Below are 21657 nucleotides of genomic sequence, written 5' to 3' on the forward strand. Positions count from 1 at the left end.
GAATCACCTTTCCTCGTCATGCCAGCGAAAGCTGGCATCTCGGGCCTATGAGCGCAGCCGCTTGCGCTAGTGCGCCGCGTCCCAGCTTTTGCCCGTCCCGATCTCGACGCCCAGAGGCACCGACAATTGCACGGCAGGGGTCGCCGCTTCGGCCATGACGCGCTCGATCACCGGCCTGGCCGCCGCCACATCGCCCTCCGGCAGTTCGAACACCAGCTCGTCGTGCACCTGCAACAGCATTTTGACATCGGGCAATCCGGCCTCGTCCAGCGCGGGTTCCATGCGGGCCATGGCGCGCTTGATGATATCCGCGCTGGTGCCCTGGATCGGGGCGTTGATCGCGGCGCGCTCGGACCCTTGGCGCTCGGTCTGGTTCCTCGAATTGATCCGCGGGAAATGGGTCTTGCGGCCGAACAGCGTCTCGCTGAAGCCCTTCGATCGCACCTGTTCGAGCGTGCGGTTCATATATTGCGCGATCCCCGGGAAGCGCTGAAAATAGGTGTCGATCATCGCCTGCGCCTCGTCGGGCTCGACCTCCAGCCTTCGCGCGAGCCCCCAGCGGCTGATGCCGTAGAGGATCGCGAAATTGATCGTCTTGGCGCGCCCGCGCGTATCGCGGTTCACCTCGCCGAACAGTTCGCGCGCGGTGCGGTCGTGGATGTCCTCGCCCGCCGCGAACGCCTGCTTGAGTTCGGGCACGTCGGCGATGTGCGCGGCGAGGCGCAGCTCGATCTGGCTGTAATCGGCGGCGAGCAGCACATTGCCCGGCTCGGCGACGAAAGCCTCGCGGATTTGCCGGCCGATCGCGGTGCGGATCGGGATGTTCTGGAGGTTGGGGTCGGTCGACGACAGCCGCCCGGTCTGCGCGCCGACGAGGCTGTAACTGGTGTGCACGCGGCCGGTTTTCGCGTTGATCTGTGCCTGCAGCGCGTCGGTATAAGTGGATTTGAGCTTCGACAGCTGGCGCCATTCGAGCACCTTGCCGGCCATCTCCACACCTTGTGCGTCGAGCTTTTCCAGCACGCTCTGGTCGGTGCTGTACTGACCGGATTTTCCTTTTTTGCCGCCCTTCAGGCCCATCTTGTCGAACAGGATGTCGCCCAGCTGCTTGGGGCTGCCGATCGCGAACGGCTCGCCTGCGAGATCGTGGATCGTCGCTTCCAGCGCTTCCATCTGCTTGGCGAACTCGGCCGACAGGCGGCTCAGCGCCTCGCGGTCGACCTTGATGCCGCGGCATTCCATCCGCGCGACCACCGGCACCAGCGGCCGGTCGACCCGCTCGTAGACCTGGCTCGCGCCCTCGGGCGCCATGCGCAGCTTGAGATGCTTCCACAGCCTGAGCGTCACGTCGGCATCCTCGGCGGCGTAGCAGGTGGCGTCCTTCAGCGGTACGGCATGGAAGCCGATCGCCTTCTTGCCGGTGCCGGTGAGCGATTTATAGGCGATCGGTTCATGGTCCAGATGAGCCCTGGCGAGCGCATCCATGCCATGGCCGCCGCCCACCTCCTGCCCGGCGTCGAGGCAGAAGCTCATCACCATGGTATCGTCATAGGGCGCCAGCGCAATGCCGTACTGCGCGAGCACCGACATGTCGTATTTGAGGTTCTGCCCGATCTTGAGGACGCTGTCGTCCTCGAGCAGCGGCTTCAGCTTGGCGAGCACCGCTTCTATCTCGCACTGCACCGGCCGCTCGCCGAACATGTCTCCGCCGCCATGGCCGATCGGGATGTAGCAGGCCTCGTTCGGCGCGACGGCGAGACTGATGCCGAGCAGCTCCGCCGTCACCGCCTCCAGGCTGTCGGTCTCGGTATCGAAACCGACCATGCCCTCTTCGTGGGCACGTGCGATCCAGTGATCCAGCGCATCGATCGCGGTGATGCAGACATAGGCTGCGGTGTCGATCTTGGGCATGTCCGGCAGCGTCGCGGTGCCTTGCGGCCGGGCGGGATTTTCGGCCGTTTCGCCCAGCGTCGGCTTGGGGCCGCGCCCGCCAGTCACTTGGCCTAAGCGTTTGAGCAGCGAGCCGAAGCCGTGATGTTCGAGAAATTCGCGCAACGGTGCCTCGGGGATGCCCTTCAGCGCGAAATCCTCGAGCGGCTGGGGCACCGCGCAATCCTCCTTCAGCGTCACCAGCACGCGGCTGAGCCGCGCATCGTCGCTGTGTTCGACGAGGTTCTCCTTCATCTTCGACTTCTTCATGTCCGGCGCGGCGGCGAGCACGGCGTCGAGGTCGCCATGCTCCTCGATCAGCTTGGCCGCGGTTTTGGGCCCGATGCCGGGCACGCCGGGGACATTGTCCACGCTGTCGCCCATCAACGCGAGGATATCGCCGAGCTTGTCCGGCGCGACCCCGAATTTTTCGTGGACATAATCGGCGCCGAGCCGCCGATCGTTCATCGTGTCGTACAGGTCCAGCCCCGGCTCGATCAGCTGCATCAGATCCTTGTCGGACGATACGATGGTGACCTTGAACCCTGCGGTCAGCGCCAGCTTGGCATAGGTGGCGATGATGTCGTCCGCCTCGACGCCCTCCTCCTCGATGCAGGGCAGCGAGAAGGCGCGCGTGGCGTCGCGGATCATCGGGAATTGCGGCTTCAGGTCGTCGGGTGGCTCGGGCCGGTGTGCCTTGTACTCGGCGTAGAGATCATTGCGAAAGGTCTTCGCGCTATAATCGAAGATCACCGCCATATGGGTGGGACCGTCGGCGGCGTTGAGATCGTCGACCAGCTTCCACAGCATGGTGGTGTAGCCATAGACCGCGCCGACCGGCTCGCCATGCTTGTTCGTAAGCGGCGGCAGGCGGTGATAGGCGCGGAAGATATAGGCCGAGCCGTCGACGAGGAAGAGATGCGGTTGATCAGGCATGAAGCAGAGATAGCGAGGCGCGCGCCGCCTTTCCATCATCAGTTTTGAACCCGCCGCGATAGCTGCTGATATCGCTCAACTCACAGTTCGTCGCATTTCACCGCCGATAATGCACGGTTCGGCTTGATTTTATTATAGGCTGGCCCTAAATACCTCCTGCCCCCGTTGGGCATCGGAATCATTACCGAAGGAATTTTTAATGCGTAAGATCATCATCACCGGCTTGGTTGCCACCGCGGCGCTCGGCCTGTCGGCCTGTTCGCAGGAAGCGCAGGACAAGACCGGCGCCGCCGCCGACGCCATCGGCAACGACGTCGAAACCGGTGCCGAGAACGCCGGCAACGCGATCGAGGCGGGCACGCAGGCCGCGGGCGATTCGCTCGACGAGGCCGGCAACAACATCGAAAACGCGGCCGACAACGCCGCCGACAATACCGACGATGCCGCTGCCCGCGCCGAAGCGGACATGCAGGACACCACGGTCAAGGACGCCAAGGAAGACTGATCTTCCTTCGAACCGGTCGTTATTCGGCCGGTTGAACTTCGGAGGGCGCGCCCGCTTCATGCGAGCGCGCCCTTTGTGCGTTCACGCCGTCTTTCAGGACTTTCCACGCAATCCAGAAAGCGATCGATCCGCCGACCAGATTGGCCGCCAGTTCCGCCGCGAACACGCCGCCCTCCCGCCATAGCCTGCCGAGCAGCCAGGCCGCCGGCACCATCACCAGCAGCACCCGGCCGACTGAGACCATCAGCGCCTGGCCCGCACGGTCGATGGCGTTGAGCGCACCGTTGGAGACGATCAGCGCGCCGTAGAGCCCATAGCCCCAGGCGGCGATGGCGAGATATTGCGCGGCGGCATCGATCACCGGCTGGCTGTCCGTGAACAGTCCGGCGAAATCGCTGGCGAACCCGACCAGCAGCGCTGCCACGGCCAGCCCGTAGAGGACCGCGAAGCCGACCGCGTAGAGCAACGCCTTGCGCGCGCGCCCCTCCTGCCCCGCGCCCCAGTTCTGCCCGACGATCGCGCCGATCGAGCCCGACAAGGCGAGCAGCGGGACCACCGCGAAACTCTGCAGCCGCCCGGCCGCGCCGTAACCGGCGACGGCATCCTTGCCGTAGGTGGCGAGGAAGCCGGTCAGCACGGCGAGGCCGATCGGGTTGATGCTGTTAGAGATCGCGGCCGGCCCGCCCACGCGGATCAGCGCGCGCGCGCCCTCGCCCCATCCCGCGCGGCTGAAGCGCGACAGGCGCAGTTTCAGATCGCTGCTCTGCAGCAGCGCGAAGGCGGTGATCCCCGCGAGCCCGAACGCGATCACGCTGGCATAGGCCGCGCCCGCGATGCCGTAGCCCGGCAACGGCCCCCAGCCGGCGATCAGCATCGGATCGAGCACCCAGTTGGCCGCGGCGTTGACGATCAGGATGATCGAACTGCGCATCGCCGCGCCCTGTCCGCGCAACATGCCGCTCAGGCTCATCATCGCCATAACGAAGGGAAAGCCGAGCGCGTAGGGCGTCATATAAGCGGTGATCAGCGGCTCCAGATCGCCGCCCGCGTTCATCGCGGCGAACAGATCGCCCTGGAACAGCCACAGCAGCAGGCCGATCGCCACACCCGCGAACCCGGCGATGACGAAGCCCTGCAGCCCGCGCGTTTCGGCGAGGTCGTGCTCGCCCCGGCCCAGCGCCCTGCTGACCACCGAATTGATGCCGACGATCACGCCCACGCCGAGGCTGGAAAGCGCCGTGACGATCGGAAAGATGAAGCTGATCGCGGCGAGCTGGTCGGCGCCCTCCCGCCCCACGAAATAGGCGTCGACGATCCCGATCGACATCAGCGCCGCGACGCCGATCAGCGCGGGCCAGGTCTGGTGGAACAGATGATAGCGGACGGGTCCGCGGGTGAGTTTTCCGGTTTCGGTCATGGCGGCGGATATGGCGGGGTTGGTTGGCCCCTACAACACCGGCGTCATTCCGGGCTCGACCCGGAATCCAGGGTCCAGCCGAAGTGCCATCCCGCCCTGAATCCCGGAGCAAGTCCGGGATGACGTTGTTTTATCAGGATGGAAGCGAAGCGCTGCGGCTTCGTTCGCGTTCAGCGGCGCGAATATTCTTTATAATTGTCCGGCGGAAAAAGCCGATATATAAACCATGCCGCGCGCGACTGGCGCGAACGAGGTGGAACACCACCGGGGAGCGCGCGACGAACGAGCCGTGCGCCTGGGCGATCCATCGACGACGGAGCCAGCCCATGACCGACGCACCCTATCATATCGTCTTTCCGATTTTTTCCGGCGTGACCCAGCTCGATTTCGCGGGGCCGGCGCAGTTTCTCTCGCGCCTGCCGCACGCTCAGGTTCAGGTCGTCGCGGCCCGCCCCGATCCGGTCGTCACCGACAGTGGTTTCGCAATCCTGCCGAACGCGGGCTTTGACGATTGTCCGCAGGCCCGGTTGCTATGCGTGCCCGGAGGCCTGGGTGTCGCCGATGCGCTGGGCGACGGCGCGCTGATCGATTTCATCGCGCGCCAGGCCGCGAGCGCCGATTATGTCACCTCGGTCTGCACCGAAGCCTTCCTGCTGGGCCGGGCCGGTTTCCTGAAAGGGCGGCGCGCCACCACGCATTGGGGCTATACGCAGCTGCTGCCGCTGGTCGGTGCGATCCATGCCGACGAGCGGGTGGTGATCGACGGCAACGTCATCACCGCTGGCGGCGTGACCTCGGGCATCGATTTCGCGCTGCGCGTGATCGCCGAGGTGGCCGGCGAGCGCACCGCGCGCGCGGTGCAGCTGGTGCTCGAATATGATCCTGCCCCGCCGTTCGCGGGCGGCCATCCGCGCAGTTCGGGCGCGGCGCTGACGGGCTGGCTGCGCGAGCGGGTCTACGACGATGCGGCGCAGCGGATGGAACGGGCGTTGGAGCGTTAGTAAGGAGCTTGCCGCCAAACGCTCCCGTCATTCCGGCGAAAGCCGGAATCCAGGACGGTTACAGTGCTGCGGTTGCCCTGGATTCCGGGTCAAGCCCGGAATGACGATGTCTGGGGGAGCATGGCACTCTCTACTCCCAGCCCGCCGCGCGTGCATCGTCGCTATCTTTCGCCTCTAACCACTTCGCGCTGCCGTCGGCGAAATGCTGTTTCTTCCAGAACGGCGCGTCCGTCTTCAGCCGGTCGATCAGATAGGCGCAGGCGTCGAGCGCGTCGGCGCGGTGGGCGGCGGCGGCGGCGGCGAGCACGATGGGATCGCCTGCATCGAGTTTGCCGACGCGGTGGATTATCAGGGCGCCGGTCAGCCTGAAGCGCTCGGTCGCGCTCTCGGCGAGAGTGCGCAGCGCCGCTTCGGTCATGCCGGGATAATGTTCGAGCTCGAGCGCGGTTACGCGGCGGTCCGGATAAGCCGGATCGCCATCGGCGCGCACGATGCCGCAAAAGCTCGCCACCGCGCCCGCGCCGGTCGCCGCAAGCCGCTCCAGATCCCCGCCGAGATCGAACGGCCCGGCCTGCACCCGTACCTCGATCATCCGCCGGTTACCGGGGGAAAGATGGCGAGTTCCCCGGCGTCGCCGAGCTTGGCGTCCGGCTTCACCATCAGCTTGTCGAGTGCGAACCTGAGCTTGGTTTCGTCGGCGAATGCCGCAGCATGGCCGCCGCCTTTGCTGCGCAGCATTTCGAGCAGATCGGCGACCGTCGAAGCGCCCTCGGGCGCGGCTTCCTCATCGAGGCCGATCTGCTCGCGCACCCAGGCGAAATAGACGATCCGCATCCGCGTTCAGTCCATGTGCCGGATGCCGAGGCGCAGATAGTCCCAGCCGGTGATCAGCGTCAGGATCGCCGCAACCCACAGCAGGATCAGCCCGGCGATGGGGATGAAGGTCCACATCGGCAGGCCGCCCGCCAGGATGATCGCGCCGAAGGCGACGAGCTGCGCGGTGGTCTTCCATTTGGCGAGCCGGGAGACCGGCATCGACACCTGGATGCCGGACAGGAATTCGCGCAGGCCCGAAACGATGATCTCGCGGAGCAAAATCACCAGCGCGGCGAACACGTTGTAGCCCTGGATGTCGCGGGTGAAGACCAGCATCAGGATCACCGCGGCGATCATGATCTTGTCGGCGATCGGATCGAGAAACTGGCCGAGCCGCGACACCGTGCCGCTGGCGCGCGCCAGATAGCCGTCGAAATAATCGGTGATGCCCATCAGGCAGTACAGCCCGAAGGCGAACAGATAATCGAGCTGGCGCGGTTGAAGCCCGATCGGCTCGAAATCGGGCCACAGCAGGAAAGCGAGGATCGGCACCGCCAAGATACGCGACAGGGTGAGGATATTGGGCAGCGAAAGCATGTCGGGGCCTCGATAGCGGAGCCGAGCCCGCCCGTCATCCAGATGTTTCGCCAGCTTAACGATCGGCTTTCTAACCGATGCGGTCCTTGCCCATCCAAGCGCGAAGCGGTTCGGGAATGAGAATGCTGCCATCGGGCTGCTGATGCTGTTCCAGGATTGCGGGGAACAGCCGGCTGGTGGCCAGACCCGAACCGTTGAGCGTGTGGACGAAGCGCGTCTGCTTGTCGTCCTTGCCGCGCGTGCGGATGCGCGCGCGGCGCGCCTGATAGTCCTTCGCCCAGCTGACCGAGCTCACTTCCTTGTAATCGCCGATGCTGGGTAGCCACACCTCGACATCGTAGGTCACCGCCATCGATGCGCTGACATCGCCCGCCGCGAGCAGCACGGTGCGATAATGCAGGCCGAGCTCCTGCAGCAAGGACTCGGCGCGGCTCAACAGTTCCTCCAGCGCCGCCTCGCCCTGGTCCTCGTCCACGAACTGGAACATCTCGACCTTGTTGAACTGATGCCCGCGCACGGTGCCGCGCTCGTCCGCACGCGCGCCGCCGCCCTCGCGCCGGTAGCAGGGGGTGTAGGCGAACGCCTTGATCGGCAGCTTTTCGGCGGGAAGGATTTCGTCGCGGTAGATGTTCAGGAGCGCAGTCTCGGCGGTCGGCAGCAGAAAGCGCTCCTGCCCGCCTTCCTTCACCGCGATATGGAACACGTCGTCGTAGAATTTGGGGAACTGCCCCGCGCCGTAGCCGCTCTCGGGCAGCAGCAGATGCGGCGGCAGGAAGAAAGTGTAGCCGTCGCGGTGGTGGCTGCGGTTGAACCAGTCGAGCAGCGACCATTCCAGCGCCGCGCCGTCGCCGGTGTAGAGCCAGAAATTGCTGCCCGCCATCTTCACGCCGCGTTCGAAATCGACCAGCCCGTGCTTCTCGATCAGTTCCAAATGGCTGAGCGCCTTGTCATCCAGAACGGGCTTCTCGCCCCAATGGCGCAGCACCCGATTGGCTTCCTTGCCGCCGGGCGGAACGCGGTCGTCGGGCAAATTGGGCAGGCCGGCCATCGCCTCGTCGAAGCGCGCGCGCAGCGCCGCCTGCTCGCCCGCCAGCTCCGCCGCCTCCGCCTTCAGCGCGCTCGCCTTGGCGATGGCCTCTTGATCGGGCTTGCCCTTGACCTGCCCCCCCCCCTTCTGACTTAGGGCCTTGGCGATGACGTTGCGCTCGGCTTGCACCGCGTCGACCCGGCCGGTCAGCGCGCGCAGTTCCTCGTCCAGCTTCAGGATCGGTGCCAGGTCCACGTCCATCTCGCGCTTCGCTAGCGCGGCGAGCACGTCCTCAGGGTCGTTACGGATGCGTTTGATATCGAGCATGGCGGATCGGTTTCCGGTCGGATAAGCATGGCGTATGAGCGTGCGCATAAAGCCTGGGCGCCGGGGCGTCTAGCGCTTGCCATTCGCCGGGCGCGCCGCCACTGTCGCCCGCGATGACGGTTGGTCGAGTTCCAGCGGCGGGGGGCGCCGGAGACGCGAAGTTGGAGACGGCGCATCGCGCGCTGCTTCTGGACCCGTCGATCCAGTTCGACCTGCCGCCCTATCGTGAGCCCAAGCCGCCGGAATGGCTGCAGCCGCTGATCGATTTCCTGCAATGGCTTGCCCCCGCCGTGCCGTATTTATTCTGGACCGGGCTGGCGCTGATCGCGGCGATGATCCTCTATTGGGTGCTGCGCGATCTGCTCGGCGTCGCCATTCGCTGGCCGTGGCAGAGAAACGCGGCAGAGGACGACGCCGAAAGCTGGCTTCCCGACGAGGCCAAGGCGCGCACGCTGCTGTCGGAGGCGGAGGCGCTGGCGGCGCGCGGGCGTTATGAGGAGGCGGTGCATCTGCTGCTGCGCCGCTCGGTCGAGGACATAGCGGGACGCCTGCCGGACTTTCTGATGCCGTCCCTGACCGCGCGCGACATCGCCGCCGCGCCAAGCCTGCCGCAGCGCGCGCGCGAGGCGTTCGGATCGATGGCGAGCATCGTCGAGCGTGCCTTGTTCGCGCGGCGGCCGGTGGGCGAGCCGGGCTGGCGAGAGGCGCGCGCGGCCTATGAACAGTTCGCCTTTTCCGGCAGCTGGCACGCGGTATGAGCGCGCACGAAAATCCTTTCGGTAAGCGCACCGTCCTGCTGGGCATCGCCGCCAGCCTGATCGCGGCGATCCTGTTTTTCGTGCTGTCCAGTTACGCGCCCAATGTCGCCGGCAATATCGGCGTCACCGCCACGCCCGCGTCGAACAGCGCGGTCGGCTATTCGGGCTTCGTGCGGTTGCTGGAAGAGGCCGGGCCGAAGACCGAAACGCTGAGCCGGACCGACGAACTCGGACGAAAAGGCCTGCTGATCGTGTTTGTCGATGCGACCGATCAGCCCGATAAGTTGGACCAGATCGTCGAGGCGCGGCCCGACGAGCCGACGCTGTTCGTGCTGCCAAAATGGGCGGCGGTGCCGATCGGGCTAAGCAGCGACAAGGTGCAGGCGAGTGAGACCTATCCGGTGGAAGGGCTCGATACGCTGCTGGAGGCGATCGCGCCCGGTGAGCTTCAAGAAACCGATGGCGGCGGGCGTGCCTCGATCGCGGGCGTGCCGGTGCGGCTGCCCGAGAAATTGCATGTCGCAGTCGGCGATCCATACATGCTGGATGGTTATCCCGAGGGCCTGCTGATCGAAGCGGAGGATCGGCCGCATTGGGTGCTGACCGATCCCGATTTCATGAACAATGGCGGGATCGACGATCTGGTCAACGCCCGCGCGATGTTCGCGATGATTGATGACCTGCGTTACACTGGAGATTCGGTGATGATCGCCACGCCGCGGCTGGCCGATGCGGGCGGGCGCAATCTGGGCAAATTGTTGTTCGATCCGCCGTTCCTGCCGCTCACCATCATCCTGCTGTTCGCCGGGCTGCTTGCCCTGCTCCACGGTTTCGCGCGTTTCGGCCCGGTGACGCGCCGCGCCCGTGTGTTCGCGTTCGGCAAGGGCGCGCTGGTGGAGACCACCGCCGATCTGCTGCGCCGTGCGGGCAAGATTTCCGGGCTGGGGCCGCGCTATGCGGAAACGATGCGGCGGCGCGCGGGCGAACGCTGGGGCGCGCCGCCCTCGCTCGGCGGAGAGCGGCTCAGCGAATGGCTAGATCATCGGGGCGGTGCCGGAAGCGAGCCGGAGCCCTTCACGTCGCGAGCGGCGGCCGTGGAGCGCGCCAGTGGCGAGGAACAGCTACACGGCAGCGCCCGCGCGCTGGCCCAATGGATCGAAGGAAAGAGATAATGGACATCACCGAAGTGCAGACGCTGGCCGAGGCGATCCGGCGCGAAACGGCCAAGGCGATCACCGGGCAGGCCGACATGATCGATCTGATGCTGACCGCGCTGTTCGCGCGCGGGCATATCCTGCTCGAAGGGCCGCCGGGCACCGCCAAGACGCTGACCGCGCGTTGCTTTTCCGTCGCGCTGGGGCTCGATTATGGGCGCATCCAGTTTACGCCCGATTTGATGCCGGGCGATATCATCGGTTCGAACATCTACAATCTGCAGACCGGCAGCTTCACGCAAACGAAAGGCCCGGTGTTCTGCGATCTGCTGCTGGCCGACGAGATCAACCGCACGCCGCCCAAGACGCAGGCTGCCCTGCTGGAGGCGATGCAGGAGCGATCGGTCACCTTCGACGGCGAGACGCATCAGCTGTCGCCGCGCTTCACCGTGATCGCGACGCAGAACCCGATCGAGCATCAGGGCGTCTATCCGCTGCCCGAGGCGCAGCTCGACCGCTTCCTGTTCAAGCATGTGCTGGCCTATCCGGACGAGGCCGAGGAGCGCAGCATCGTGCTGGCGCATGGCGGCGGCGCGGCGTCGCAGGGACCGGCCGATTATGGCATCACGGCGCAGGCGGATGCCGCGAAGTTGGCCGAGGCGCTGGACACGGTGGAGCGGGTGACGATGGTGGACGAGGTCGCCGACTATATCGTGCGGCTGGTGCGCGCCACGCGGACCAGCGCGGACATCGGCATCGGCGCGTCCCCGCGGTCGGGCGCGATGCTGGCGCGCGGCGCGCGGGCGCGCGCGGCGCTGGAAGGGCGCGATTATGTGATCCCCGACGATGTGAAGACGCTCGCCGTCCCGGCGCTGCGCCACCGCGTCACGCTGTCCCCGACGGCGCAGATCGACGCGCGCGATGTCGAGACGATCGTGCACGAACTGGTCGAGGCGACCGAGGCGCCGCGATGATCTATCCCAGCGGCCGGGCGATCGCGCTGGCCGGAGCGGGCGCACTGCCGGCGCTGCTCGCCGCCTTGCTGGTCCCGGCTTGGTGGCATCTGGCGTTGCTGTGGATCGCGCTGATCCTCGGCTTCATGCTGGTCGATGCGCTGGCGGGAGCGGGGCCGAAGGCGGCGCAGGCGATCGTCGGCGCACCCGCCATGGTCGGCGTGGGCGCCGGGGTGCCGGTGCGCATCGCGGTGACGGGCGTCAGCGGGCGGGTCGAGGCGCGGCTCGGCCATGACGCACTGCTGAGCGACACGGGAACGCTGGCGCCGAAACTGATGCTGAGCGGCGACGGCGGCGATGATGGCGGCGCGGTGCACCATCTGGTCGCGGCGCGGCGCGGATTGTCGCGGCTCGGCCCGTTATGGCTGCGCTGGCGCGGGCCGTTCGGGCTGGTGTGGAAGCAGCGCGTGATCGATTCGCAGACGCAGGTGGCGATCCAGCCGGACATGGACGGCGTGCGCGAGGATGCGATGAGACTGCTGCGCCGCGACGCGATGATCGGCGAACGCGTTGAGCCGCGCATCGGCCAGGGCCGCGAGTTCGAGGCGCTGACCGATTATCGGCGCGGCATGGAGCGGCGGATGATCGACTGGAAGCGCAGCGCGCGCCATTCGCGGCTGCTCGCCAAGGAATATCGCGCCGAAACCGCGAACAGTCTGGTGCTGGCGATCGATAGCGGGCGGCTGATGTGCGAGCCGGTGGCGGGCCTGCCGCGCATCGACCGAGCGATTTCGGCCGCGCTGCTGACCGCGTTCGTGGCGCTGAAAGCGGGGGACGGGGTGCGGCTGTTCTCATTCGATTCGCATCCGCATGTCGCCAGCGGCGCGGTGCGCGGCTTGGCTGGGTTCGCGCAGCTCCAGCGGCTGGCCGCGCGGATCGATTATTCGAGCCAGGAAACCAATTTCACGCTCGGCCTCACCAGCCTCGATGCGCGGCTCGACCGGCGCTCGCTGGTGGTCATCTTCACCGATTTCGTCGATCCGGCCAGCGCCGAGCTGATGCTGCGCACCGCCGCGCGGCTGACGTCCAAACATGTCGTGTTGTTCCTGATGATGCGCGACGAGGAGCTGGAAAGCCTGGTCGACGCGGTGCCGGGCGACAGCGAGGATGTGGCGCGCGCGGTTGCCGCGGGCACGCTGCTGCGCGAGCGCAAGCTGGTGATCGAGCGGCTGCGGCTGGCGGGCGCCGAGGTGCTGGAGGCCGACTGGCGCGATATGGGGCCGCAGTTGGTCACCCGCTATCTCGACATCGTAAAGGCGCAGAAGCTGTGAGTAGCGCGGCCCCGATCCAGAGCGCGGCCAATTTCCGCGCCGAGCGCGAGGAGGACTGGGCGGCGTTCGAGGCGCTGCTGGGTCGGCTCGACAAGCGCGGTCCCAAGCGGCTGAGCGAAGACGAGCTGCTGCAGCTTCCCAGGCTTTACCGCGGCACGCTCAGCTCGCTGTCGCTGGCGCGCGCGATCTCGCTTGACCAGGCGCTGATCGCGCATCTCGAGGCGTTGTCCTTGCGCGGCTATTACCGGCTCTATGGCAATCGTGCGGGCCTGACCGGCCGCGTCGCGCGCTTCTTTCTCGCCGACTGGCCCGCCGCCGTGCGCGCCTTGTGGCGCGAGACGCTGGCGATGCTGGCGCTGCTGTTGCTGGGTGTGGGTGTAGGCTGGGCGCTCGTGGCGTCCGATCCGAGCTGGTACGCCGCCTTCGTGCCGCCGGAGCTGGCGCAGGGACGCGGGCCCGAGGTCGCCGCGGGTCCCTTGCGCGAGATATTGTTCGGCGGCGGCGGCGACGGGTTTCTCACCGGCTTCGCGGTGCAATTGTTCGTGCATAACAGCCAGGTCGCGATCCTGTGCTTCGCGCTGGGCTTCGCCTTTGGCCTGCCGACGATCCTGCTGGTGCTCTATCATGGCTGCATGGTCGGCGCGCTGTTGCAGATCTATGCCGCCAAGGGGCTCGGCGTGGAGCTGGGCGGCTGGCTGTTCATCCACGGCACCACGGAGCTGTTCGCGATCGTGCTGGCCGCCGCCGCGGGCATCCGCATCGGCAGCGCCGTCGCCTTTCCGGGCGACCGCGCGCGCATCGATGCCGCCGCCGAGGCCGGGCGCAGCGCGGCGACGGCGATGGTCGGCGTGGTGGTCATGCTGCTGGTGGCCGGCCTGCTGGAGGGGATCGGGCGCCAGACGATCACCGTCACCGCCGCGCGCTACGCCATTGGCGCCTTTATGCTGGCCGGCTGGTGCAGCTATTTCTATCTGCTCCGCCCGAAGAGCCGCTTCGATGGCGACTAGGGTCCTGCCATCCGAAAAGCGCCGCCGCGATCTGCTGACGCCCGAGGGGGTGCCGCTCGGCGTGATTATCGCCTCGGCCAGCACACGGCTGATCGCGCTGATCCTCGATTTTCTGTTCATCGGCCTGATCATGGGCGTGATCATAACCATGCTGATCCTGGCGTTCGGCACGCTGGGCAGCGGCGCGGCGGAGCCGATCATCATCATCCTTGCGCTATCGGGCTTCGCGCTGCGCAGCGTTTATTTCATCCTGTTCGAGGCGCGCGGGGCTGCGGCGACATGGGGCAAGCGTATCATGGGTCTGCGCGTGGTGTCGCGCGATGGCGGGCCGCTGTCGATCGATCAGGTCATCGCGCGCAACCTGATGCGCGAGGTCGAGATCTTCCTGCCGTTCATGGTGATGGCCAGCATGGCCGCGACGGGTGACGGCAGCGGCTGGGCGGTGCTGGCCGGGTTGATCTGGGCGCTCGGCTTCTCTTTATTCCTGACGTTCAACCGGGACCGGATGCGGATCGGCGATCTGCTGGCGGGCACCTGGGTGGTCGAACGGCCGAAAAAGAAGCGAGAGGAGGATCTGGCGCAGGCGCAGGAGGTGCATTTCGAGTTCACCGACTTTGCGCTCGACGCCTACGGCATTCACGAGTTGCACAAGCTGGAGGACGTGCTGCGGGTGGGCGACGAGCGCGCGGAGCGCACCGTGGCGGACGCCATCGCCCGGCGGATCGGCTATGACGGGCCGCTGCCCGACGACCGGCAGTTCCTCACCGATTATTATCGCGGGCTGCGTACCCATCTGGAGCGCGAGGTGCTGCTCGGCACGCGGCGAGAGGACAAGCATGATGTCTGAGCTTGTCCCCATTTGACCCGATGGCGTGCTCCTGCGAAGGCAGGAGCCCAGCAGGTAAGGTTCGGTGATGGGCTCCTGCCTTCGCAGGAGCGCAAGTTGGGTTCGTTTCAAATCGCAAGCCCCGATTGAAACGCCGCGCCGCCCCGCCCGTTGGTGCGACTAGATCAAATCAATAATGGAGAGAACGAAATGACCGCCATCGCATTTATCGGGCTCGGCAATATGGGCGGCGGCATGGCCGCGAATCTGGCCGAGGCGGGGCATGAGGTGAAAGCCTTCGATCTCTCCGAAAACGCGCTCGCCAAAGCCAGGGCGGCGGGCTGTACGATTGCACAGAGCGCAGCGGAAGCGGCGAGCGGCGTCGAGGTGATCGTCACCATGCTGCCCGCGGGCAAGCATGTGCAGTCGGTCTATCAGGAAAGCCTGTTCGCCCATGCCGATGAAAGCACATTGCTGATCGACTGTTCGACGATCGACGTCGCCACCGCGCGCGCAGTGGCCGATGCGGCGGCGGGAAAGGGTCTGATCGCGGTCGATGCGCCGGTCTCGGGCGGCATCGCGGCGGCGGAGGGCGGCACGCTCACCTTCATGGTCGGCGGTTCGGACGAGGGCTTTGCGCGCGCCGAGCCGATCCTGCAGGACATGGGCAAGGCGGTGATCCATGCCGGGACCAACGGCACGGGCCAAGCCGCGAAAATGTGCAACAACATGATCCTGGGCGCGACGATGATCGCCACCTGCGAAGCGTTCGCGCTGGCCGAGAAACTGGAGCTCGATGCGCAGAAATTCTACGACATCGCGTCGGTGAGCTCGGGCCAGAGCTGGTCGATGACGAGCTATTGCCCGGTGCCCGGCGTCGGCCCGCAAAGCCCGGCGGACAAGCAGTTCCAGGGCGGGTTCGCGGCGGGTCTGATGCTGAAAGATTTGCGGCTGGCGATGGATGCGGCCGAAGGCGCGAATGCAGCTGTGCCAATGGGCAAGCGCGCGCGCGAACTGTACGAGGCGTTTGTCGAGGCGGGCAATGACCGGCTTGACTTTTCGGGGATCATCGAGACGTTAAAGTAGATCGGGGCGGGCGAGACCTGCGAAAAAGCCGTCGTCATTCCGGGTCAAGCCCGGAATGACGAGTGTGTTTAGGATAAATCGGTATCCTACCCCTCGGGCACATTCTCCCGCAATTCCGCCAGCCACACCGCGGCGCTGGCATCGCTAGGAGCGCGCCAGTCTCCACGCGGGGACAGCGCGCCGCCCGCGCTGACCTTGGGTCCGTTGGGCAAAGCCGAGCGCTTATACTGGCTGAACCCGAAGAAGCGCTGGCAGAACATCTCCAGCCATTTGCGTATGTCCGCCAAATCATATTCCATGCGCTTTTCCGGCGGATAGCCCATCGGCCAGGAGCCGCTGTCCCTATCGTGCCAGGCGTGCCACGCCAGAAACGCCACCTTGCTCGGTTTCTGGCCGTAACGGACGATGTGGTGCACGAAGAAATCATGCAGCGCATAGGGGCCGATCAGACCCTCGGTGCTTTGGACGATGCCATCGACGCCCGCGGGTACCAGTTCGGGCGTTATCTCGGTATCCAGGATCGCCTGCAGCACCGCATGGGCGGCGGGATCGAACTGGTCGGTGCGCACGGTCCAGGCAATGAGATACTGGATCAGCGTCTTGGGCACGCCGACATTGACCGCATAATGGCTCATCTGGTCGCCCACGCCGTAAGTGCACCAGCCCAGCGCCATTTCGCTGAGATCGCCGGTGCCGATGACGAATCCCTCGCGCTGCCCAGCCAGCCGAAACAGATAATCGGTACGCAGCCCCGCCTGCACATTTTCGAACGTCACGTCGTACACCGGCTCGCCGTCCGCAAAGGGATGGCCCATGTCGCCCAGCATCTGCTCGGCGGCGGGGCGGATGTCGATCTCCGCGCCGGTGATGCCGATCGCGTCCATCAGCTTCCAGGCATTGGACTTGCTCGCCTCTCCAGTGGCGAAACCGGGCATGGTGAACGCCAGGATCGCCTTGCGGGATATCCCGATCTTGTCGCACATTTTGGCGGCCACGATCAGCGCATGGGTGCTGTCTAGCCCGCCCGAAATGCCGACGACGAGATGCTTCGCGCCGGTCGCCTCGAACCGGCGGCGCAGACCCTCCACCTGAATGTTGAACGCCTCGTAACAATCCTGATCGCACTGCGCCGCGCGGTTCGGCACGAACGGAAAGCGGCGGATCGGGCGGATCAGGCCCGCGTCGTCATAATGCGGCTGATGCTCGAAGCGAACCGTGCGGAAGCGCGCGACCTCAGCCGCCGCATGGTTCGCCGCGTCGTTAAAGGTCTGCATGCGCATGCGCTCGTTCAGGATCCGCTGCGTGTCGACATCGGCGCAGCACAGTTCCGGCTCCAGCTCGAAGCGCGTGGATTCGGTGAGCAGATCGCCCAGCTCATAGACCATGCCCTGGCCGTCCCAGGCCAGGTCGGTGGTGCTCTCGCCCGGCCCCGACGCGGAATAGGCATAGGCGGCGACGGCGCGTGCGCTCTGCGCGCGGGCGAGCAGGTGGCGCTCGTCCGCCTTGCCGATGGTGATGTTGCTCGCCGAAAGATTGGTGAGGATCGTCGCGCCCGCCAGCGCGGCGTGGCTGCTCGGCGGGATCGGCGCCCAGTAATCCTCGCAAATCTCGATATGGAAGCAGAAGCCGGGTAGGTCGGATGCGGCGAAGATCAGGTCGCTACCGAACGGCACGGTCTCGCCGTTCAGCACCAGCGTCTCGCCGGTTATCGCGCGGCCATGGGCGAACCAGCGCTTCTCATAATATTCGCGGTAATTGGGCAAGAAGCTTTTGGGCACCACGCCGACGATGCGTCCGCGCGACAGGGCGATGGCGCAATTATAGATACGGCCCTTGTGCCGCAGCGGCGCGCCGATCAGCAGCACCGGGACAAGCTTTCTCGTCGCCTTCGCCAGGTCTGCGAGCGCCACCTCGACCGCATCGAGCAGCGCGCCCTGCAGATGCAGATCGTCGATCGCATAGGCCGACAGGCTGAGCTCGGGGAACACGACCAGATCACAGCGGGCGGCGTCCGCCCGCTTCGCCTCGGCCAAAATCGCATCGCGGTTGAACGCCACCTCGGCGGGCCGGACATCGGGCGTCGCGGTGGCCACGCGCACGAAGCCGTGCGTATGGAGGCTGTGGAAGCGGTCGGACGAGGCGCGCCTGGCGTTCATGGGGCAGCCTTATCGCAGCATGGGCTGCGGCGCTACTGCGACTGGAAAAATGCGGTAACCCATAAGGATGGCAAGATCGGTCGAGCGCGTGCCGCCTGCGGTCATGTAGACCCGGCGGCGCCACGAAGGATAGAGATGGTGACGACAGCGCTTCAAAACTATCATGCCCGGATGCATCGCGTGCTGGATCATATCGACCGGTATCTCGACGACGATTTGAGCCTGGCGGCGCTGAGCGATGTCGCCGCCTTCTCGAAATATCATTTCCATCGGCAGTTCTCGGCGAGTTTCGGTTTGTCGGTCCACCGTTATGTGCAGCTGGCCCGGTTGAAGCGTGCTTCCTACCGGCTGGTCTATCGGGACGCCGAGAGCGTGACCGACATCGCATTGGATGCCGGTTACGAGGCACCGGACGCTTTCGCCCGGGCCTTTCGGCAACGGTTCGGGCAGTCGCCGTCCGCGTTCCGGAAATCTCCCCGATGGGAGGCGTGGCTTGGGGCCTTCGGGCCATTCGATCAAGCAAGGAGCAGATATATGACGAAGACCTACAGCAAAACCGACGTGACGATCCGCGACGTTTCCGAAACGCCGGTCGCGATCATGGAGCATCGCGGCGATCCCGCGGGCATCGGCACGACGATCAAGCGGTTCATTGCCTGGCGCCGGGAAACCGGGCTGACGCCCGAGGTGAGCCCTACCTTCAATATATTCCATTCCGATCCAGCCACCACGCCGCCGGACGAATATCATATCGATCTGTGCGCCGGCACCGAGCGGCCGATCGACCCTGATGACGAGCGAATACAGGCCGGAGCGATTCCCGGCGGGCGCCGCGCGGTGCTGCGGGTCGAGGGGGATACCGACAATCTGGAGGCGGCGGCGCTCTTCCTGTATCGCGACTGGCTGCCCGTCAGCGGCGAGGAAGCGATGGATTTTCCACTTTATTGCCAGCGTCTCCGTTTCTATCCCGAGGTGCCTGCGCATGAAGCGGTGGCGGAATTGTTCCTGCCGCTGCGATAATATTGCATGGAAAAGCCCGCCGGGAGATCTGCTCCCGGCGGGCCTCGATGCTGCTGTCGGGCTGGTTTACTCCGCCGCCAGTTTCCGCAGCACGTAATGCAGGATGCCGCCGTGGCGGTAATATTCCATTTCGTTGGCGGTATCGATGCGGCAGAGCGCCTGGAACGTCTCGTTCGAACCATCGGGCCGCGTCATGGCGACCTCTACCATCTGGCGCGGACTGAGGCCGGCCAGCCCCTCGATCGAAAAGGTCTCCTCGCCGGTCACGCCCAGCGTCTCGCGGCTCTCGCCCTCGGCGAACTGCAGCGGCAGCACGCCCATGCCGACCAGGTTGGAGCGGTGGATGCGCTCGTAGCTTTCGACGATCACCGCCTTGACGCCGAGCAGGATGGTGCCCTTGGCCGCCCAGTCGCGGCTGGAGCCGGTGCCGTATTCCTTGCCGCCGACCACCACCAGCGGCACGCCGTCCGCCTGGTACTTCATCGCCGCGTCGTAGATCGGCATCCGCTCGCCCTGATAGACGGTGTAGCCACCCTCCACGCCGGGGACCATCTGGTTCTTGATGCGGATGTTGGCGAACGTGCCGCGCATCATCACTTCATGGTTGCCGCGGCGGCTCCCATAGGAATTGAAGTCGGTCTTGGCGACCTGATGATCGCGTAAGTATTCGCCCGCCGGGCTGTCGAGCTTGATCGCACCGGCCGGGCTGATGTGATCGGTGGTGATCGAATCGCCGAACAGCGCCAGCACCTTGGCGCCCTTGATGTCCTGGATCGCGTCCGGCGTCATGCCCATGCCCTCGAAATAGGGCGGGTTGCGGATATAGGTGGAGGCGGCGGGCCAGTCATAGGTCTCGCCGCCGGTGATGTCGATCGCGCGCCAGCGCTCGTCGCCCTCGTACACCTCGGCATAGCGGCTGGCGAACATCGCCGGGCCGACGTGCAGCTTCACCATCTCGGCAACCTCGTCGTTGGTCGGCCATACGTCGCGCAGGTAGACCGGGCCGTCGGTGCCGGTGCCGAGCGGCGTCTCGTAGATATCCTCGCGCACCGTGCCCTTCAGCGCATAGGCGACCACCAGCGGCGGCGAGGCGAGATAATTGGCGCGCACGTCGGGCGAGATGCGCCCTTCGAAATTGCGGTTGCCCGACAGCACCGAGGTGGCGACCAGATCATTGTCGTTGATCGCGCTGGAAATCTGCGGCTGCAGCGGACCGCTATTACCGATGCAGGTGGTGCAGCCATAGCCGACCAGGTTGAAGCCGAGGAAATTGAGATCGTCCTGCAGGCCGCTTTTCACGAGATAATCGGTCACCACCTGGCTTCCGGGCGCCAGCGAGGTCTTCACCCACGGCCGCCGCGTCAGGCCCAGCTCGCGGGCCTTTTTCGCCACCAGCCCGGCGGCAATCAGGATATTGGGGTTGGAGGTGTTGGTGCAGCTGGTGATCGCGGCGATCGCCACGTCGCCGTCGGCGAATTCATAATCCTCGCCTTCCACCGCGAAGCTCTCGCCGGCCTCGGGCCGCGCGAACACGTCGACCAGATCCTTCGAAAACTGCTCGTCCATCCGGTCCAGGCGCACCCGGTCCTGCGGGCGCTTCGGGCCGGCGAGCGAGGGGACCACCTCGCCGATGTCGAGATCGAGCGTGCTGGTGAACAGCGGCTCCACGTCCGCGTCCAGCCACAGGCCTTGTTTCTTCGCGTAAGCTTCCGTCACCGCGATCGTCTGCTCGTCGCGGCCGGTCAGGCGCATATAGTCCAGCGTCTTGTCGTCGATCGCGAAGAAGCCGCAGGTCGCGCCATATTCGGGCGCCATGTTGGCGATCGTCGCGCGGTCGGCCAGCGTCAGCGCGCCCACGCCGGGGCCGTAGAACTCCACGAACCGCCCGACCACGCCCTGGGCGCGCAGCATCTGCACCACGGTCAGCACGAGGTCGGTCGCGGTGATGCCCTCGGCCAGCTTGCCGGTCAGGCGAAAGCCGACCACTTCGGGGATCAGCATCGAGACCGGCTGGCCCAGCATCGCCGCCTCCGCCTCGATCCCGCCGACGCCCCAGCCGAGCACGCCCAGCCCGTTGATCATCGTGGTGTGGCTGTCCGTCCCCACCAGCGTATCGGGATAGACGTACATCCTGCCGTCCGGCCCCTCGCTCGTCCACGCGCCCTTGCCGATATATTCCAGATTGACCTGGTGGCAGATGCCCGTGCCCGGAGGCACCACCTGAAAATTGTCGAACGCGGAGGCGCCCCATTTCAGAAACTGGTAGCGCTCCAGATTGCGCTCATATTCGCGCGCCACATTCGCCTCGAAGCTCTGCGGCGTGCCGAACTCGTCGACCATCACCGAGTGATCGATGACCAGATGCACCGGCACCTGCGGGTTGATCTTTTCCGCGTCGCCGCCCAGCGCCTTGATCCCGTCGCGCATCGCCGCCAGATCGACCACCGCGGGCACCCCGGTAAAGTCCTGCATCAGCACGCGCGCGGGACGATACTGGATCTCGTGATCGCTATGGCGTTCCTTCTGCCAGTCGACCACGGCCTGCGCGTCCGCGGTGGAGACCGAAGCGCCGCCATCCTCGAACCGCAGCATATTCTCCAGCAGCACCTTCAGCGTGAACGGCAGACGCGAGACATCCCCCAGCGACGCGGCTTTCTCGAGCGAGAAGAAGCTATACTCCTGCCCGTTCACGGTCATGCTGTCGCGGGTGTCGAGGCTGTCATTGCCGATCTGGGTCATGTGGCGGGAGCTCCGGTTGGTCATTGGGGTGCGAGGCGGGCGGGCGCGCGCTCTGTAAGCGCGGCAAGCGCT

General features: G+C 66.0%; 18 protein-coding genes and 1 riboswitch. Of the genes, 10 read left to right on the forward strand and 8 right to left on the reverse strand.

Annotated features, from left to right (window positions below; translation table 11 throughout):
• Positions 1-66: 66 nt before the first annotated feature.
• Positions 67-2865, reverse strand: coding sequence for a DNA polymerase I (gene polA, locus ACOQPC_RS02810; protein ID WP_420607149.1), 2799 nt, complete (start codon positions 2863-2865; stop codon positions 67-69).
• A 199-nt stretch (positions 2866-3064) separates the two neighbouring features.
• Between polA and ACOQPC_RS02815 the strand changes: the two genes are divergently transcribed.
• On the forward strand, positions 3065-3370 hold the full coding sequence (locus ACOQPC_RS02815) for a hypothetical protein (RefSeq protein WP_420607150.1): 306 nt from the start codon (positions 3065-3067) through the stop codon (positions 3368-3370).
• A 19-nt stretch (positions 3371-3389) separates the two neighbouring features.
• On the opposite strand, the gene ACOQPC_RS02820 is transcribed toward ACOQPC_RS02815, so the two are convergent.
• Positions 3390-4787 (reverse strand): MATE family efflux transporter, encoded by a 1398-nt coding sequence (locus ACOQPC_RS02820; RefSeq protein WP_420607151.1) that lies wholly within the window; start codon positions 4785-4787, stop codon positions 3390-3392.
• Between the two features lie 225 nt (positions 4788-5012).
• Positions 5013-5095: riboswitch (ZMP/ZTP riboswitch) on the forward strand.
• 18 nt (positions 5096-5113) lie between these two features.
• On the opposite strand from ACOQPC_RS02820, the gene ACOQPC_RS02825 reads away from it, so the two are divergent.
• Positions 5114-5788, forward strand: coding sequence for a DJ-1/PfpI family protein (locus ACOQPC_RS02825; RefSeq protein ID WP_420607152.1), 675 nt, complete (start codon positions 5114-5116; stop codon positions 5786-5788).
• 130 nt (positions 5789-5918) lie between these two features.
• On the opposite strand, the gene ACOQPC_RS02830 is transcribed toward ACOQPC_RS02825, so the two are convergent.
• The 4 genes from ACOQPC_RS02830 to serS all read right to left on the reverse strand — a co-directional run bounded on the left by ACOQPC_RS02830 (position 5919) and on the right by serS (position 8555).
• Positions 5919-6380 carry a molybdenum cofactor biosynthesis protein MoaE gene (locus ACOQPC_RS02830; RefSeq protein WP_420607153.1) on the reverse strand — a complete coding sequence of 154 codons (462 nt, stop codon included), beginning with the start codon at positions 6378-6380 and terminating at the stop codon, positions 5919-5921.
• Positions 6377-6622, reverse strand: coding sequence for a molybdopterin converting factor subunit 1 (moaD, locus tag ACOQPC_RS02835; protein ID WP_420607154.1), 246 nt, complete (start codon positions 6620-6622; stop codon positions 6377-6379). The genes ACOQPC_RS02830 and moaD overlap by 4 nt, the downstream gene beginning before the upstream one ends.
• Before the next feature lie 6 nt (positions 6623-6628).
• Positions 6629-7201 (reverse strand): CDP-diacylglycerol--glycerol-3-phosphate 3-phosphatidyltransferase, encoded by a 573-nt coding sequence (gene pgsA / locus ACOQPC_RS02840; RefSeq protein ID WP_420607155.1) that lies wholly within the window; start codon positions 7199-7201, stop codon positions 6629-6631.
• A 70-nt stretch (positions 7202-7271) separates the two neighbouring features.
• On the reverse strand, positions 7272-8555 hold the full coding sequence (gene serS, locus ACOQPC_RS02845; protein ID WP_420607156.1) for a serine--tRNA ligase: 1284 nt from the start codon (positions 8553-8555) through the stop codon (positions 7272-7274).
• Positions 8556-8716: 161 nt separating this feature from the next.
• Here serS and ACOQPC_RS02850 point away from each other — a divergent pair, with 161 nt between their 5' ends.
• The 7 genes from ACOQPC_RS02850 to mmsB all read left to right on the forward strand — a co-directional run bounded on the left by ACOQPC_RS02850 (position 8717) and on the right by mmsB (position 15670).
• Positions 8717-9313: a hypothetical protein gene (locus ACOQPC_RS02850; RefSeq protein ID WP_420607157.1), complete on the forward strand. Its 597-nt coding sequence runs from the start codon at positions 8717-8719 to the stop codon at positions 9311-9313.
• A complete protein-coding gene (locus ACOQPC_RS02855) occupies positions 9310-10485 on the forward strand; it encodes a DUF4350 domain-containing protein (protein WP_420607158.1) in 1176 nt (391 codons plus the stop codon). Before ACOQPC_RS02850 ends, ACOQPC_RS02855 begins: the two co-directional genes overlap by 4 nt.
• Positions 10485-11441: an AAA family ATPase gene (locus ACOQPC_RS02860; RefSeq protein WP_420607159.1), complete on the forward strand. Its 957-nt coding sequence runs from the start codon at positions 10485-10487 to the stop codon at positions 11439-11441. Before ACOQPC_RS02855 ends, ACOQPC_RS02860 begins: the two co-directional genes overlap by 1 nt.
• The gene (locus ACOQPC_RS02865; RefSeq protein WP_420607160.1) at positions 11438-12751 is read left to right on the forward strand and encodes a DUF58 domain-containing protein; all 1314 of its coding nucleotides are present in this window, start codon (positions 11438-11440) and stop codon (positions 12749-12751) included. The genes ACOQPC_RS02860 and ACOQPC_RS02865 overlap by 4 nt, the downstream gene beginning before the upstream one ends.
• Positions 12748-13758: a stage II sporulation protein M gene (locus ACOQPC_RS02870; RefSeq protein WP_420607161.1), complete on the forward strand. Its 1011-nt coding sequence runs from the start codon at positions 12748-12750 to the stop codon at positions 13756-13758. Before ACOQPC_RS02865 ends, ACOQPC_RS02870 begins: the two co-directional genes overlap by 4 nt.
• Positions 13748-14605, forward strand: a complete 858-nt coding sequence (locus ACOQPC_RS02875; RefSeq protein WP_420607162.1) for an RDD family protein — start codon at positions 13748-13750, stop codon at positions 14603-14605. The genes ACOQPC_RS02870 and ACOQPC_RS02875 overlap by 11 nt, the downstream gene beginning before the upstream one ends.
• A gap of 189 nt (positions 14606-14794) precedes the next feature.
• On the forward strand, positions 14795-15670 hold the full coding sequence (mmsB, locus tag ACOQPC_RS02880) for a 3-hydroxyisobutyrate dehydrogenase (protein ID WP_420607163.1): 876 nt from the start codon (positions 14795-14797) through the stop codon (positions 15668-15670).
• Between the two features lie 86 nt (positions 15671-15756).
• Here mmsB and ACOQPC_RS02885 read toward each other — a convergent pair whose 3' ends face one another.
• Positions 15757-17826: an NAD(+) synthase gene (locus tag ACOQPC_RS02885; protein WP_420607164.1), complete on the reverse strand. Its 2070-nt coding sequence runs from the start codon at positions 17824-17826 to the stop codon at positions 15757-15759.
• Positions 17827-17961: 135 nt separating this feature from the next.
• On the opposite strand from ACOQPC_RS02885, the gene ACOQPC_RS02890 reads away from it, so the two are divergent.
• Positions 17962-18846, forward strand: coding sequence for an AraC family transcriptional regulator (locus tag ACOQPC_RS02890; RefSeq protein WP_420607165.1), 885 nt, complete (start codon positions 17962-17964; stop codon positions 18844-18846).
• A 66-nt stretch (positions 18847-18912) separates the two neighbouring features.
• Here ACOQPC_RS02890 and acnA read toward each other — a convergent pair whose 3' ends face one another.
• On the reverse strand, positions 18913-21585 hold the full coding sequence (acnA, locus tag ACOQPC_RS02895; protein WP_420607166.1) for an aconitate hydratase AcnA: 2673 nt from the start codon (positions 21583-21585) through the stop codon (positions 18913-18915).
• Positions 21586-21657: the final 72 nt, after the last annotated feature.

Origin of the sequence: Novosphingopyxis sp., from assembly GCF_965218915.1 — a bacterium.
In the GTDB taxonomy this organism is placed as follows: Bacteria; Pseudomonadota; Alphaproteobacteria; order Sphingomonadales; family Sphingomonadaceae; genus Novosphingopyxis.

What these genes read in the sequence shown, in the direction of transcription:
- ACOQPC_RS02815 (WP_420607150.1), top strand. Translation starts at nt 3,065, where the DNA reads ATGCGTAAGATCATCATCACCGGCTTGGTTGCCACCGCGGCGCTCGGC.
- ACOQPC_RS02875 (WP_420607162.1), top strand. Translation starts at nt 13,748, where the DNA reads ATGGCGACTAGGGTCCTGCCATCCGAAAAGCGCCGCCGCGATCTGCTG.
- polA (WP_420607149.1), bottom strand. Translation starts at nt 2,865, where the DNA reads ATGCCTGATCAACCGCATCTCTTCCTCGTCGACGGCTCGGCCTATATC.
- moaD (WP_420607154.1), bottom strand. Translation starts at nt 6,622, where the DNA reads ATGCGGATCGTCTATTTCGCCTGGGTGCGCGAGCAGATCGGCCTCGAT.
- pgsA (WP_420607155.1), bottom strand. Translation starts at nt 7,201, where the DNA reads ATGCTTTCGCTGCCCAATATCCTCACCCTGTCGCGTATCTTGGCGGTG.
- ACOQPC_RS02820 (WP_420607151.1), bottom strand. Translation starts at nt 4,787, where the DNA reads ATGACCGAAACCGGAAAACTCACCCGCGGACCCGTCCGCTATCATCTG.
- ACOQPC_RS02885 (WP_420607164.1), bottom strand. Translation starts at nt 17,826, where the DNA reads ATGAACGCCAGGCGCGCCTCGTCCGACCGCTTCCACAGCCTCCATACG.
- mmsB (WP_420607163.1), top strand. Translation starts at nt 14,795, where the DNA reads ATGACCGCCATCGCATTTATCGGGCTCGGCAATATGGGCGGCGGCATG.
- acnA (WP_420607166.1), bottom strand. Translation starts at nt 21,585, where the DNA reads ATGACCCAGATCGGCAATGACAGCCTCGACACCCGCGACAGCATGACC.
- ACOQPC_RS02860 (WP_420607159.1), top strand. Translation starts at nt 10,485, where the DNA reads ATGGACATCACCGAAGTGCAGACGCTGGCCGAGGCGATCCGGCGCGAA.
- ACOQPC_RS02825 (WP_420607152.1), top strand. Translation starts at nt 5,114, where the DNA reads ATGACCGACGCACCCTATCATATCGTCTTTCCGATTTTTTCCGGCGTG.
- ACOQPC_RS02830 (WP_420607153.1), bottom strand. Translation starts at nt 6,380, where the DNA reads ATGATCGAGGTACGGGTGCAGGCCGGGCCGTTCGATCTCGGCGGGGAT.
- serS (WP_420607156.1), bottom strand. Translation starts at nt 8,555, where the DNA reads ATGCTCGATATCAAACGCATCCGTAACGACCCTGAGGACGTGCTCGCC.
- ACOQPC_RS02855 (WP_420607158.1), top strand. Translation starts at nt 9,310, where the DNA reads ATGAGCGCGCACGAAAATCCTTTCGGTAAGCGCACCGTCCTGCTGGGC.
- ACOQPC_RS02890 (WP_420607165.1), top strand. Translation starts at nt 17,962, where the DNA reads ATGGTGACGACAGCGCTTCAAAACTATCATGCCCGGATGCATCGCGTG.
- ACOQPC_RS02865 (WP_420607160.1), top strand. Translation starts at nt 11,438, where the DNA reads ATGATCTATCCCAGCGGCCGGGCGATCGCGCTGGCCGGAGCGGGCGCA.